The organism is Rhizobium sp. N731 (assembly GCF_001664145.1).
GTDB lineage: Bacteria > Pseudomonadota > Alphaproteobacteria > Rhizobiales > Rhizobiaceae > Rhizobium > Rhizobium esperanzae.
On sequence record NZ_CP013601.1, the window covers coordinates 447048 to 459341 of the forward strand.

Sequence of the window (12294 nt, forward strand, 5' to 3'; positions counted from 1 at the left end):
TTGCTTAACTGTTTGGCAGATCGACGCGTTGATTGCCGTAGGCATGGAGACGGAACTTGAAAGACGAGACTTTCGACGACATTACTAAAGGCAGTTCGGTCGGTGCCGCCCAGCGGGTGTTCCACGCGCTTTCCAGCGCGCCGCGGCGGAAGATCCTCGCATACCTCTCCGCGTCGGGGCTGACCGCCGGTGAGATCGCCGACCGCTTCAGCATGTCGAAGCCAGCGGTTTCCCAGCATCTTTCCATCCTGGAAGCGGCAGGATTGCTCAGACGGGAAAAACAGGGCCAGTTCGTTCACTATTCCCTGATCGAGAACAATCTCGTCAATACGCTCAACGGGTTCGTGCAGGAGGTCTGCCCGGTTGGCCGGCCGATCAAGAAGGAAAGCCAGTCGCGTGCGCGCCGGAAAGAATTGCCCTGAATTCTGGCATCTCTCCCGATCTTTAGGGAGACCGGGAAATGTTCGAAGTGAGAAGACGCGCCCTTCATGCGTTGAAGAGCGCAGCCTTGATCAGGGAACGATCAGCGTTCCGATGCCGTGCTCGGTGAAGATCTCGAGCAGGACGGAATGGGCGGTCTTGCCGTTCAGGATGACGACACCCTGCACGCCGGCCTTGATCGCATCGATGCAGGTCTCGACCTTGGGGATCATGCCGCCGGAGATCGTGCCGTCGGCGATCAGCGCATGCGCTTCGGCGACGGAAAGCTCCTTGATCAGTTGCCCTTTCTTGTCGAGCACGCCGGGAACGTCGGTCAAAAACAGCAGGCGGGTGGCGTTGAGCGCGCCGGCAATGGCGCCGGCGAAGGTGTCGGCGTTGATATTGTAGGTCGCGCCGTCGCGGCCAGGTGCAACGGGCGCGATGACCGGGATCATCTCGGAGCGGGCGAGCAGATCGAGCAGCGTGCGGTCGACCTCGACCACTTCGCCGACGAAGCCGAGATCAAGCACCCGCTCGATGTTGGAATCCGGATCTTTGATGGTCTTGCGCGCCTTTTCGGCGAAGACCATGTTGCCGTCCTTGCCGCAAAGGCCGATCGCCCATTCGCCGGTCTGGTTGATCAGCGCGACGATCTCCTTGTTGATCGAGCCGGCGAGCACCATCTCGACGATCTCGACCGTCTTCTGGTCGGTGACGCGAAGGCCACCTTCGAACTTCGATTCGATGCCCATCTTGGTCAGCATAGCGCCGATCTGCGGACCGCCGCCGTGAACGACGATCGGGTTGACGCCCGACTGTTTCAAAAGCGCGATGTCGCTGGCAAAGGCCTTGCCGAGCTCGGGATTGCCCATCGCATGGCCGCCGTACTTCACCACGATCGTCTTGTTTTCATAACGCTGCATGAAGGGCAGCGCCTGGGCGAGAAGACGTGCCTGGATTTCGCTTTCGGACTCGTTCATGGGAACCCCGCAGAATTGATCGCGGCCTTTTATCGCAAGTTTCTGACAGAGGGAATAATCCAGAACGCAATAGTTTTTCGTATGTGGCATGAAGCCGGAGGAGTTGGACCCGCTGGCTGAGCGAGGCACGATAGAGGGGAACGGCATGCAGGGGGATGAGATCAAGGACTTGATCGGCCGCGTCGCGCTCGGCGACCGCATGGCCTTCGCTGCCCTCTACAACCAGACCGCACCGAAACTTTTCGCAATCTGCCTGCGTATCTTGAAGGACCGCACGGAGGCCGAGGAGGCCCTGCAGGAAGTCTATATCAGCATCTGGCAACGCGCTCGAAGCTTCCAGGCAGCCTCGGGATCGTCCCCGGCATGGCTGGCCGCAATTGCCCGCAACCGGTCGATCGATCTGCTGCGTGCGCGCAAGCCCGTCGCCGACGAACTCGACAGCGTTTACGATCTTGCCGATTCCGAACCCGACCCGGAAAGACAGACGGTGACGAAGGATGAAGGAAGGCGGATTGACACCTGCATGGAAGAGTTGGAAGCTGATCGTGCGGTCGCCGTGAAACGGGCTTATGTCGAAGGGCTGAGCTATCAGGAACTGGCGGATCAGTTCGGCGTTCCGCTGAACACGATGCGGACCTGGCTCAGGCGCAGCCTCTTGAAACTGAGAGAGTGCATGGAACGATGACATCGCCCGACAAAAGCAAGGGAAACCGCTCCCGCGACGAGGTCCTCGCCGGTGAATATGTTTTGGGCGTCCTGTCGCTGCAGGATCGCCGGGTGGTGGAAGAGCGCATGCGCCACGATCGGATATTTGCGGCGATCGTCAGCCGTTGGGAAACCAACCTCTCCGCCTTCAACGACGAATATGACGGCGTCGCGCCGAGCCGGGAAACCTTCAAGCAGATCGAGTCCCGGCTGTTCGGCGATGCCGGAAAACCCGCATCCTTTTCGCAGGGGCTGTGGAATTCGGCGGTTTTCTGGCGCTCATTGGCGTTCGCCTGCATCGTCGTCGCCGTCAGTGCCGTCATCTTCGCCTCCGGCCTTGTGCCGCAGCCGCAGGGACCGGCACCGCTGGTGGCCGAACTTGCGGGTCAAAACAACGCGATCAATCTCCGCGCCTCCTACGAGATCCAGAGCGGCCGGCTGAAGATCGTGCCGGTCGCCGCCGGCAAGCCGGAGGAGAAATCGCTGGAACTCTGGCTGGTGCCGGGCAGCGGCGCGCCGAAATCGCTCGGCATCTTCCAGCCCGGCGAAAGCGGCGAACTCGTCATTCCGGCGGATTTGCGCAACAATGTCGCCGATGGCGCAACGCTTGCCGTCAGCCTCGAGCCTTTCGGCGGCTCGCCGAGCGGGCAGGTGACCGGTCCGGTGATTGCGAGCGGCACCGTACAGCGGCCATAATCAATTTCTCTCCTCTGAAACTCTTCGGCGCATCACTTCGTAGTTGGCATTGCCCGGACGACGCTCAGGCATGATGCCGGCGAAGAATATCCGGCCAGAGGAGAAGATCATGATCAAGTCCTTACTGCGCGGCTTTGCACTTGCCGCCGCCCTGTCCGCTGTCGCCTTTGCTGCGGCGAAGAACCCGGTCGTCGGCGGCGCTGTGATGTTCGAAAGCAAGAACATCATCGAGAACGCCATGAATTCCAAGGATCACACGACCCTGGTCGCCGCCGTCAAGGCGGCCGGTCTCGTCGGCACGCTTGAGAGCAAAGGGCCTTTTACGGTCTTTGCGCCGACCAACGAGGCCTTCGCCGCCCTGCCCAAGGGCACCGTCGATACGTTGCTGAAGCCGGAAAACAAGGCGACTCTGACCAAGGTTCTGACCTGCCACGTGGTGGCCGCGGACGCTATGGCCAAAACCGTGGCCAAGATGATCAAGGATGATGGCGGCGAGCACGACATCAAGACCGTCGGCGGCTGCGTGATCAAGGCCAGGGAGAGCATGGGCAAGATCACGCTGACCGACGAAAACGGCGAGATTGCCCATGTGACCGTCGCCGACGTCAAGCAGTCGAACGGCGTCATTCATGTGGTCGACAAGGTGCTGCTGCCGAAAATGTAAATCACCGGTATCGGCGGGCAGGGGCGCTCTTCGAGGCGCCCCTCTATTTCCAGGTTGCGATGCCGACGGTTTCGGCGATCGCCTGGCGCAGATCGTCGAGCCCGTCACCTTTTTCGGATGAAGTGGACAGCAGATAGGGATAGGCGGCCGGGCGCTTGCGGATCTTGTCCGCCGTGTCGGCCAGCAGCTTGGGGACGGCCGGCGCCTTGATCTTGTCGGTCTTGGTCAGCACCACCTGGTAGGAGACGGCCGCCTTGTCGAGCAGATCAAGCACCTCCTCGTCGTTCTTCTTGATGCCGTGGCGGCTGTCGATCAGCACGTAGACGCGCTTCAGCGTCGCGCGGCCGCGCAGATAATCGAAAACCAGCTTGGTCCATTTGTCGACCTGCTCCTTCGGCGCCTGCGCATAGCCGTAGCCCGGCATGTCGACGATCGCCATCGGCGGCAGGTCGCCCGCCTCGCCGGAATATCCGTCCGGGACGAAATAGTTGAGCTCCTGCGTGCGCCCCGGCGTGTTCGACGTGCGCGCCAGGCCCTTCTGGCCGACCAGCGCATTGATCAACGACGACTTGCCGACATTCGAGCGTCCGGCGAAGGCGACTTCAGCCGGTCCTTCCGGCGGCAGGAAGTTGAGCGACGGGACGCCGCGGATGAAGATCCATGGGTGGCCGAAGAGCGGCTTTGCGGTTTCAGGCATGCGGGCTCGGCAATCTCCGGATTAGGTCTACTGTCGGCTTCGTGGTTTTACGGGCGGATGTCAAGCTTTCAGGCGGTCCGCGCCGCGCGTCGCGGGCGGGCCGGAAATGAAAAGCCCCGCCGGAGCGGGGCTTGAGAGCATCATTTCGATGGCGCCGTTTTTCGTCGGAACAGGCCCTTGAGATTGTCGAAGAGCTCGATCTTGACGCCATGGCGCTTCATGATCACCGACTGCTGGATCACCGAGAGCGTGTTGTTCCAGGCCCAGTAGATGACGAGGCCGGCCGGGAAGCTTGCCAGCATGAACATGAACACCAGCGGCATCCAGTTGAAGATCATCGCCTGCGTCGGATCGGGCGGCGTCGGGTTCATGCGCATCTGCAGGAACATGGTGACGCCCATGATCAGCGGCCAGACGCCGAGATGCAGGAATGTCGGCGCCGTGAATGGCAGCAGGCCGAACAGGTTGACGATCGTCGTCGGATCGGGCGCCGAAAGGTCCTGGATCCAGCCGAAGAACGGCGCGTGGCGCATTTCGATGGTGATGTAGATCACCTTGTAGAGCGAGAAGAAGATCGGGATTTGCAGCGCCACCGGCCAGCAGCCCGCGATCGGATTGATCTTCTCTTCCTTGTAGAGCTGCATCGTCGCCTGTTGCAGCCCCATGCGGTCGTCGCCGAATTTCGCCTTCAGTTCCTCCATCTTCGGCTGCATGCGCTTCATGTTCGCCATCGACGCATATTGCTTGCTGGCGAGCGGAAAGAACAGCGCCTTGACGACGATGGTGGTGCACAGGATCGCGACACCGAAATTGCCGAAGAAGCGGAAGAAGAAGTCCATCAGCTTGAACATCGGCTTGGTGATGAAATAGAACCAGCCCCAGTCGATCAGGCGGTCGAATTTCGGGATCGAATAGCTGGCCTCATAGCCGTCGATGACGGGCACTTCCTTGGCGCCGGCGAAGACCAGGTTCTTGAGTTCGATCGACTGGCCGGGCGCAACGGTAAAGGCATCGTCCTTGTAGTCGGCCTGATAGCGCGGCTGACCGTCGGCAAAATGCGAGAAACGCGCCTCGTAGGCTGACGTCTGCGGCGGAACGATCGTTGCAGCCCAGTATTTGTCGGTAATGCCGAGCCAGCCGCCGGTGGATTTTGCCGGCGTTACGGCTTCCTTCTCGGCCGCTGTGTATTTGGTTTCAATCAGGCCGTCGTCGCCGATGACGCCGATGAAACCTTCATGCAGGACGTAGGCCGATGGCGTCGTCGGCTTGTTGTACCGTGTCACGCGGCCGTAGGAGGAGAGCGAGACGGGCGCCTGGCCGGTGTTTGCGACCTTGTCGGCGATCGTGAACATGTAGCGTTCGTCGACGGAAATCGTGCGGGTAAAGGTCAGGCCCTTGTCGTTGGTATAGCTGAGCGTCACCGGCGTCTTCTCGGTGAGCTTGGCGCCCTCCGGCGCCGTCCACAGCGTCGAGGCGCCGGGAACGCTGCCCGTGGCATCGCTGCCGATATAGCCGAGCTCGGTGAAGTAGCCGTCCTTGGTTTCGGCCGGGCTGAACAGGGTGATGATCGGGCTCGAATCGTCGACGGTCTCGTGGTAGCCCTTGAGCTTCAGGTCGTCGAGCCGGGCGCCGGCAAGGTTGATCGAGCCGGAAAGGGCAGGAGTGTCGATGACAACACGCGGGGTCTTTGCGAGCGCCTGCTCAAGGGTCGCCGTTGCGACGGCCTGGCCGGAAGGGGCTGCACCGCTGGTCGGAGCCGGCGTTGCGCCGGCGGTAGGCTGCTGGACCTGCTCGGTCTGCTGCTGCGCCTTCTGGGCTTCCTGCGCCTTGCGCTGGGCCTCGATGCGCGGATTCATATAGAGAAACTGCCAGCCGAGGACGATCAGCACCGAGAGAGCGATCGCAATGAAATAATTGCGGTTGTTTTCCATCATACGTTCCTGGGGCGTCCGTCTCCGGAGCGCCGGTGTTTCGGCCTGGTTTCCACGCGAAGCTTCAGCTCCGCGGCCAATTCCTGGAAGGACGCATCAAGCACGTCCCTGCGCGCGACAACCACATAGTCGTGTCCGGGCTGCATTGCAAATCCCGCATGAAGCCGCACCGCCTCTTTCAGGCGGCGGCGCATGCGGTTCCGTTCGACCGCGTTGCCATGTTTTTTGGTGACTGTGAAACCGACGCGGGCCTGGCTGTCGGGTTCCTTCCGGTCGAGGACTTCGAGAAGGAAGAGTCCTCCCCGGCGTTTTTCGCCCTCGCGCACGGCAAGAAACTGCGGGCGGCTCTTCAGCCGCCCGACAGCATATTTCTTCTCACTGGTCGTCACTTCGCCCGCCATCTCTTACCGGGCAACCCGGCCTTAAGCCGAAAGACGCTTGCGGCCCTGCGCGCGGCGGGCAGCGATGACCTTGCGGCCACCCTTCGTGGACATGCGCGCACGGAAGCCGTGGCGACGCTTGCGAACAAGCTTGGATGGTTGGTAAGTACGCTTCATTTATTTAAACACCGCGGAGTGCGGCCCTTCTTGAATTTGCATTATGCAAGGAGCGTTGTTTTTCGAACGGGCGGGCCATGAAAGGCTTGAGTGACCGGACGTGCGGCGGCTTATACGGATGAAGCCCGGCAAAGTCAATTATATCGGCTCATTTGAACTGCGCGGCCATCAACGACCGCGGTTTTCGCATTGTGGTGTTAATAAATTCGACCCGCGCCGAGAAGTTGTACTTCGGCGCCGCATGGGGTCGATCGCCTGAAATTGCAATGGCTTGAATGGAAGGGCGAGGGTCGGATCGGCAATGTTCTGTACTCTTAATCGTAAATATTAGAAATCTAACTTTAATCAATTTCGCTGATATTCAGCGCATCGGCTGGGGGAGTTGTTTCCAGGCTGGTGTAGCTAGGAGGCATTGCATTGAAGATCCGCGGGAAAATTAATCTGCTGGTTTGCGTGATGGGCGCGGTGGCGCTTCTGATCGGCGCAACAGCATTATCCGCCATGCGTGAATACAGCCGCAATCTGACGGCTTACGAGCAGGCCGCCGCCCGCGCCTATGCCGGCGAACGCCTCAACCGTTTCGTCACCGCCGTTGTCATGGAATCGCGCGGTATCTATGCCGCAAAATCGATCAAGGATACGCCGAACTTCGCCAAGGGCCTGATGGCCGGCCTCGACGAAATCGATAAGGTCATTGCCGGCTGGGCGCCGCTCGTACCCGAAGGCGAAAAGGACAATTTCGCCAAGCTGGTGGCGCGCGCCGCCGAATTTCGCACTTTCCGCACGGAAACGGCTCGCCTCGGCACCGAAGTCGGTCCCGAGGCTGCCAGCGCCCAGGGCAACAATGAGGCCAACCGCGCCAATCGCAAGGCGTTCCAGGCCGAGATCGACGCCGTGGTCGCCACCGACAAGGCAGCGCTTCAGGCGGTCGATGATGAGATCGAGAGCTTCCGTTCCTGGGTGCTGATGCTCGTCCTCAGCATCACCGGCATCGGCATCGCGGCCGGTGTTGGCATGGGCTTTTATATCGGCACCAGCCATCTTAGCCGCCCGATCAAGCGCGTCACCCATGCAATCAAGGAGGTCGCCGACGGCAATTTCGACGCCGAGGTTCCGTTTGCCGGCCGCAAGGACGAAATCGGCGAGATGGCCGCCGCAGTCGCCGTCTTCAAGGAGAACGGCCTGGCCATCAAGCGTCTGAACGCCCAGGAAGCGGCGATGCGTGCCAAGAGCGACGACCTGCAATCGAGCATGTCCGTCGTCGTCGCCGCGGCTGCGGCCGGCGATTTCAGCCACCGGATCGACAAGGATTATCAGGACGAAAATCTCAACCAGTTCGCCGACAACATCAACACGCTGCTGTCGAGCGTTGACGCCGGCATCGGCGAGACCCGCCGCGTCATCGCAAGCCTTGCCGAAGGCGATCTCACCCAGACGATGAATGGCAGCTTCCAGGGCGCCTTCGCCGAGCTGCAGCAGAACGTCAACAACAGCTTGGTTACGCTGCAGGCGACGATGCGAGAAGTGCGCGAGACGACGGAAGCGATGAACGGCAACACCGCCGAGCTGCGCAATGCCAGCGACGACCTGTCGAAGCGCACCGAACAGCAGGCGGCAGCGCTCGAACAGACCTCGGCGGCACTCGACGAGATCACCGCCGTTGTCCAGAACTCCACCGAGCGGGCGCATGAAGCCACCGTCATGGTGTCGGAAGCCAAGGAAAATGCCGGCCGCTCCGGCGTCGTCGTCCGCAATGCCGTCGAGGCCATGGGCCGCATCGAGCAGGCCTCGCGCGAGATCAGTCAGATCATCAACGTCATCGATGAGATCGCCTTCCAGACCAACCTCCTGGCGCTGAATGCCGGCGTCGAGGCCGCGCGCGCCGGCGAGGCCGGCAAGGGCTTCGCGGTGGTCGCGCAGGAAGTGCGCGAACTCGCCCAGCGTTCGGCGACCGCCGCCAAGGATATCAAGGCGCTGATCACCAAGTCGGGCGACGAGGTCCAGGTCGGCGTCAAGCTTGTCCAGGCGACCGGCGAGGCGCTTTCGGAAATCGGCACCCGCGTCATCGCCATCAACGACCATATCCATTCGATCGCCACAGCCGCGGTCGAACAGTCGACCGGCCTCAAGGAGGTCAACACCGCCGTCAACCAGATGGATCAGGTGACCCAGCAGAACGCCGCGATGGTGGAGGAAACCTCCGCCGCCACCCACAGGCTTTCGGCCGAAGCCAACGGGCTCGTGCACCTCATCGCCCGCTTCAAGCTGTCGGACACGGCCACGCCCGTGGCGCTCGTCCGCAACGAGCCGCACAGGCAGCCGGTCGCCTCGCCCGCCCGCCGGGCGATCGCCAAGGTCGCCCGCGCCTTCGGCGGCGGCAATGCGGCCGCAGCCGAGCAGAGCTGGGAAGAGTTCTGATCGCCACTGATCAGGCGCCTTTTAACGCCGCCTCCGGGCGGCGTTGGTTTTTTCTGCCCGGTCCGCGCCGGGCAAAGACCCCGCCCCAAACCCCTCCCCACACGGGCAGGAGTTCAACCTGTAGCAACGGCACTTCCCACTTCGCCGTTTCATCCGCGGAAAGGCTGCTATTTGCTGTGCGGGTGCCGCAAATTAGCTAGTCCCTCCCCCTTGTAGGGAAGGGTTGGGGAGGGGGCTTCCTCCGCACGTTTTGTTGTGACGAGGCGACGCTGCTCGCAAAGATTTGAAAGCGGAGCGTCTTGGTCTAATATAAGAACCCAACGGTGAGGGCGGCGAGCGCTGCCGATCGGGCGAGATGAGCATGCCGGTTCGAGACCAGGGCAAAGATCCTTCGGCTGACATCCCGGCAGCCGGCGAGGCTGCCAAGGGGCGGTGCCCGTCCGGCTTGTTCGGCGGGCTTTCGGGCAAGCTGCTCTGGCTCACCGTCGTCTTCATCATGCTCGCCGAGATCCTGATTTTCTTTCCCTCCGTCGCCAGCATGCGGATGCGCTGGCTGCAGGACAGGCTGAACACGGCCGCCGCCGCCGCCATCGTCATCGACGGGCTGCAGCCGATCGAGCTGCCGCGCGCCCTGCAGAAGGAGACGCTGGAAGCGACCGGCACCAAGGCGATCGTGCTGCGCAAGGAAGGCACTTCGCGGCTGCTGGCAACGACCGACATGCCGACCTCCGTCGACGAATCCTACGACCTCACCGACGTGCCGCCGCTGACGGCGATCCGCGACGCTCTCGACACCTTGATTTTCGGCGGCAGCAGGATGATCCGCGTCTACGGCCCGGTCGGTGAAAACAAGGTCGGCGTCGAGGTTGTCATGAAGGACCGGCCGCTGCGCACGGCGATGTTCGCCTATTCCCGCAACGTGCTGCTGCTTTCGGTACTGATCTCGCTCTTCACGGCGACGCTGATCTTCTTTGCGATCAACCGCATTCTGATCGGCCCGATTCGCCGGCTGACCGGCAGCATGCAGCAATTCTCCTCCGATCCTGAGAATCCGGCCCATATCTATATCGGTGACGGCGGCCGTGACGAGCTGGCGGTGGCCGGCCGCAATCTCACCTCGATGCAGATGGAGCTGCAGAAGACGCTGAAGCAGCAAAAAAACCTTGCCGCTCTTGGCCTCGCCGTTTCCAAGATTAATCACGATATGCGCAACATATTGGCTTCCGCGCAGCTGATGTCGGACCGGCTCGTCGATGTCGATGATCCGATGGTCAAGAGCTTCGCGCCGAAGCTGCTGCGCACCATCGACCGCGCCGTCGGTTATACGACGGAGGTGTTGTCCTACGGCAAGGCGAGCGAATCGGCGCCGCGCCGCCGCCATGTTCGGCTGCTGGGACTGACTCAGGACGTCAAGGACATGCTGGCGATCGATCCGCAAAGCGGCATCGAGTTTGTCGAACAGTTCGCTGCCGATCTCGAGGTCGATGCCGATGGCGAGCAGCTGTTCCGGGTCATTCACAATCTTTGCCGCAACGCCCTGCAGGCGCTGACTTCACCGGGCGAGGGCGGCCCCGGGACCATCCGGCGCATCACCGTCTCCGCCCAGCGTGTCGGCAGCGTCGTCAGCATCACGGTGGACGATACCGGCCCGGGCATGCCGCTGAAGGCGCGCCAGAACCTCTTTGCCGCCTTCCGCGGCTCGGCCCGTTCCGGCGGCACCGGCCTCGGCCTGACCATCGCCCGCGAACTGGTGCTCGCCCATGGCGGTACGATTGCGCTGGTGGAAAAGCCGACGGTCGGCACCCAGTTCCGCATCGAGATCCCCGATCGGCCGGTTTCGCTGGACGATTACCGCAATCGGACGCAGGGTGAGAAGTGACGGGATTTCGCCGGAGCGCGGCCCTTACAGGCAAAGACGCGATTTTTTCAGAAATGCTCTTGCAATGTCCGAAAGGACCCTTTAGAGGATCGCCCACGCAAGCGGCACCGCCGCTTCTGCCACGCACCCGTAGCTCAGCTGGATAGAGCACCAGACTACGAATCTGGGGGTCAGGAGTTCGAATCTCTTCGGGTGCGCCATTCTTTTCCCTTCCTTTGATACCTCCTGTTTTGAAAAATCGGCTCCGAATGTCACAGTCGATTGCCGCCTCCGTCCGTCACGTCATCAGCAGATATCCATGACCGATCCTGATCTCGCCAAACTGGCAGTGACCATTCACAATGAGCGGCTGAAACTGCTTGCGACCTTCCTGAACGGCATCGGCATTTCGGTGTTTGCGGTCGGCGGCCTGGCCCCTGTCTTTTCCAGCCTGTATAATTCCGGCGGCCCGACCCTTTTCCTGATGCTGGTCAGCATCGTTTGTTTTTTGACCGCATGTACATTACATTACTCGGCAAGCACGGTTCTCAAAAGGATGAAGCCATGACAACGATGGAAATGATTTCGCTGCTGCTGATGCCCGTCGCCGGATTGATCATCGCCGGAACAGCGGTCTATCTCGTCAACCATCACAAACTTTGATCGGCTTCCGCGCATCGACGCAACAGAAACCTCCCGAAAGGGCTTGCGGGCCTGTCCAGTGCGAAAGTGCCTGGCAGGCCTAAATCATTTCCAGCCGCACCCACGTGCTTTTCACGACCCGGCCAAGCCGAGGAATTGCTCTGCTGGCCTGATCCCGTCGCAGTTCATCGGCGCGCTGCAGTAGTGGACATCGACCATCTGTTGCGCGTGCGCTTCGGCGGCCTTTCCGGGAATGCGCTCGAAGCGGCGGGAAGGTTGGCCGCGGGAATGCTAGACCGGGGCGCGTCGCCTCATTCCTTGATAGGGATCCCGGCTTCGATCGCAGCTTCGATGAACGCCTGCCGCGCCTCTTCCCGGCTCCGTTTCCCAGATATGACATCGGCGCAAACCGCACACGCTCTGTCGAGCGCAGGGCCCTCTTCGGTCGGCCAGTCTTCGATCAGCGCCCATGTTGCGGCCTGGGTCGTCTGGATGACCACCCACTGATCCGGGCCTTCAAGGGCCAGCGTCACCGGCTTCTTCCATAGGGTTTGCATGATTGCAGGATCTCCGCTGCGTATTCTCCGCCGCCTGCTCACATAAGACAATTCATTCGGCGTGGCGAGGTGGCCGCCTGAACGCGATGTTTTATCGAGCCGTGAGCTGCTTATGAAACACCGGCATATTCGGCTCGCCTATTTTCCGGCAGTCGCTTCTTTTCGCCGC

General features: G+C 61.5%; 13 protein-coding genes and 1 tRNA gene. 8 read left to right on the top strand and 6 right to left on the bottom strand.

Annotation, left to right across the window (positions count from 1 at the left end; genetic code table 11):
* The first annotated feature begins 56 nt into the window (after window positions 1-56).
* Window positions 57-422 carry a metalloregulator ArsR/SmtB family transcription factor gene (locus AMK02_RS02215; RefSeq protein WP_064800481.1) on the top strand — a complete coding sequence of 122 codons (366 nt, stop codon included), beginning with the start codon at window positions 57-59 and terminating at the stop codon, window positions 420-422.
* 90 nt (window positions 423-512) lie between these two features.
* Here the strand turns inward: AMK02_RS02215 and argB are convergent, their stop codons facing one another.
* Window positions 513-1400 (bottom strand): acetylglutamate kinase, encoded by an 888-nt coding sequence (gene argB, locus AMK02_RS02220; RefSeq protein ID WP_011423809.1) that lies wholly within the window; start codon window positions 1398-1400, stop codon window positions 513-515.
* Window positions 1401-1545: 145 nt separating this feature from the next.
* On the opposite strand from argB, the gene AMK02_RS02225 reads away from it, so the two are divergent.
* The 3 genes from AMK02_RS02225 to AMK02_RS02235 all read left to right on the top strand — a co-directional run bounded on the left by AMK02_RS02225 (window position 1546) and on the right by AMK02_RS02235 (window position 3465).
* A complete protein-coding gene (locus AMK02_RS02225) occupies window positions 1546-2085 on the top strand; it encodes a sigma-70 family RNA polymerase sigma factor (RefSeq protein ID WP_064805862.1) in 540 nt (179 codons plus the stop codon).
* A complete protein-coding gene (locus AMK02_RS02230) occupies window positions 2082-2801 on the top strand; it encodes an anti-sigma factor (RefSeq protein WP_064800482.1) in 720 nt (239 codons plus the stop codon). Before AMK02_RS02225 ends, AMK02_RS02230 begins: the two co-directional genes overlap by 4 nt.
* Before the next feature lie 109 nt (window positions 2802-2910).
* On the top strand, window positions 2911-3465 hold the full coding sequence (locus AMK02_RS02235; RefSeq protein WP_064805864.1) for a fasciclin domain-containing protein: 555 nt from the start codon (window positions 2911-2913) through the stop codon (window positions 3463-3465).
* Between the two features lie 43 nt (window positions 3466-3508).
* Here the strand turns inward: AMK02_RS02235 and yihA are convergent, their stop codons facing one another.
* The 4 genes from yihA to rpmH form a co-directional block, all read right to left on the bottom strand.
* The gene (gene yihA / locus AMK02_RS02240; RefSeq protein WP_064800483.1) at window positions 3509-4162 is read right to left on the bottom strand and encodes a ribosome biogenesis GTP-binding protein YihA/YsxC; all 654 of its coding nucleotides are present in this window, start codon (window positions 4160-4162) and stop codon (window positions 3509-3511) included.
* Between the two features lie 140 nt (window positions 4163-4302).
* Complete coding sequence (gene yidC / locus AMK02_RS02245; RefSeq protein ID WP_064800484.1) at window positions 4303-6093, bottom strand: membrane protein insertase YidC; 1791 nt, start codon at window positions 6091-6093, stop codon at window positions 4303-4305.
* A complete protein-coding gene (gene rnpA, locus AMK02_RS02250; RefSeq protein ID WP_064800485.1) occupies window positions 6093-6494 on the bottom strand; it encodes a ribonuclease P protein component in 402 nt (133 codons plus the stop codon). The genes yidC and rnpA overlap by 1 nt, the downstream gene beginning before the upstream one ends.
* A gap of 21 nt (window positions 6495-6515) precedes the next feature.
* Window positions 6516-6650 carry a 50S ribosomal protein L34 gene (gene rpmH, locus AMK02_RS02255; protein WP_008524438.1) on the bottom strand — a complete coding sequence of 45 codons (135 nt, stop codon included), beginning with the start codon at window positions 6648-6650 and terminating at the stop codon, window positions 6516-6518.
* Between the two features lie 417 nt (window positions 6651-7067).
* On the opposite strand from rpmH, the gene AMK02_RS02260 reads away from it, so the two are divergent.
* From AMK02_RS02260 to AMK02_RS02275, 4 genes are all read left to right on the top strand, one after another.
* Window positions 7068-9068, top strand: coding sequence for a methyl-accepting chemotaxis protein (locus tag AMK02_RS02260; protein WP_064800486.1), 2001 nt, complete (start codon window positions 7068-7070; stop codon window positions 9066-9068).
* Between the two features lie 361 nt (window positions 9069-9429).
* Complete coding sequence (locus tag AMK02_RS02265; protein WP_064805866.1) at window positions 9430-10947, top strand: ATP-binding protein; 1518 nt, start codon at window positions 9430-9432, stop codon at window positions 10945-10947.
* Between the two features lie 123 nt (window positions 10948-11070).
* Window positions 11071-11147 (top strand) — tRNA-Arg (locus tag AMK02_RS02270).
* A 98-nt stretch (window positions 11148-11245) separates the two neighbouring features.
* Window positions 11246-11494 carry a hypothetical protein gene (locus tag AMK02_RS02275; protein WP_064800487.1) on the top strand — a complete coding sequence of 83 codons (249 nt, stop codon included), beginning with the start codon at window positions 11246-11248 and terminating at the stop codon, window positions 11492-11494.
* 385 nt (window positions 11495-11879) lie between these two features.
* Here AMK02_RS02275 and AMK02_RS02280 read toward each other — a convergent pair whose 3' ends face one another.
* Window positions 11880-12125 carry a DUF982 domain-containing protein gene (locus AMK02_RS02280; RefSeq protein ID WP_064707810.1) on the bottom strand — a complete coding sequence of 82 codons (246 nt, stop codon included), beginning with the start codon at window positions 12123-12125 and terminating at the stop codon, window positions 11880-11882.
* Window positions 12126-12294: the final 169 nt, after the last annotated feature.

Bases quoted from the DNA above. Each gene is read 5' to 3' on its own strand.
- argB (WP_011423809.1), bottom strand. From the start codon at position 1,400: ATGAACGAGTCCGAAAGCGAAATCCAGGCACGTCTTCTCGCCCAGGCG.
- AMK02_RS02225 (WP_064805862.1), top strand. From the start codon at position 1,546: ATGCAGGGGGATGAGATCAAGGACTTGATCGGCCGCGTCGCGCTCGGC.
- AMK02_RS02230 (WP_064800482.1), top strand. From the start codon at position 2,082: ATGACATCGCCCGACAAAAGCAAGGGAAACCGCTCCCGCGACGAGGTC.
- AMK02_RS02235 (WP_064805864.1), top strand. From the start codon at position 2,911: ATGATCAAGTCCTTACTGCGCGGCTTTGCACTTGCCGCCGCCCTGTCC.
- yihA (WP_064800483.1), bottom strand. From the start codon at position 4,162: ATGCCTGAAACCGCAAAGCCGCTCTTCGGCCACCCATGGATCTTCATC.
- yidC (WP_064800484.1), bottom strand. From the start codon at position 6,093: ATGGAAAACAACCGCAATTATTTCATTGCGATCGCTCTCTCGGTGCTG.
- rnpA (WP_064800485.1), bottom strand. From the start codon at position 6,494: ATGGCGGGCGAAGTGACGACCAGTGAGAAGAAATATGCTGTCGGGCGG.
- rpmH (WP_008524438.1), bottom strand. From the start codon at position 6,650: ATGAAGCGTACTTACCAACCATCCAAGCTTGTTCGCAAGCGTCGCCAC.
- AMK02_RS02265 (WP_064805866.1), top strand. From the start codon at position 9,430: ATGCCGGTTCGAGACCAGGGCAAAGATCCTTCGGCTGACATCCCGGCA.
- AMK02_RS02275 (WP_064800487.1), top strand. From the start codon at position 11,246: ATGACCGATCCTGATCTCGCCAAACTGGCAGTGACCATTCACAATGAG.
- AMK02_RS02280 (WP_064707810.1), bottom strand. From the start codon at position 12,125: ATGCAAACCCTATGGAAGAAGCCGGTGACGCTGGCCCTTGAAGGCCCG.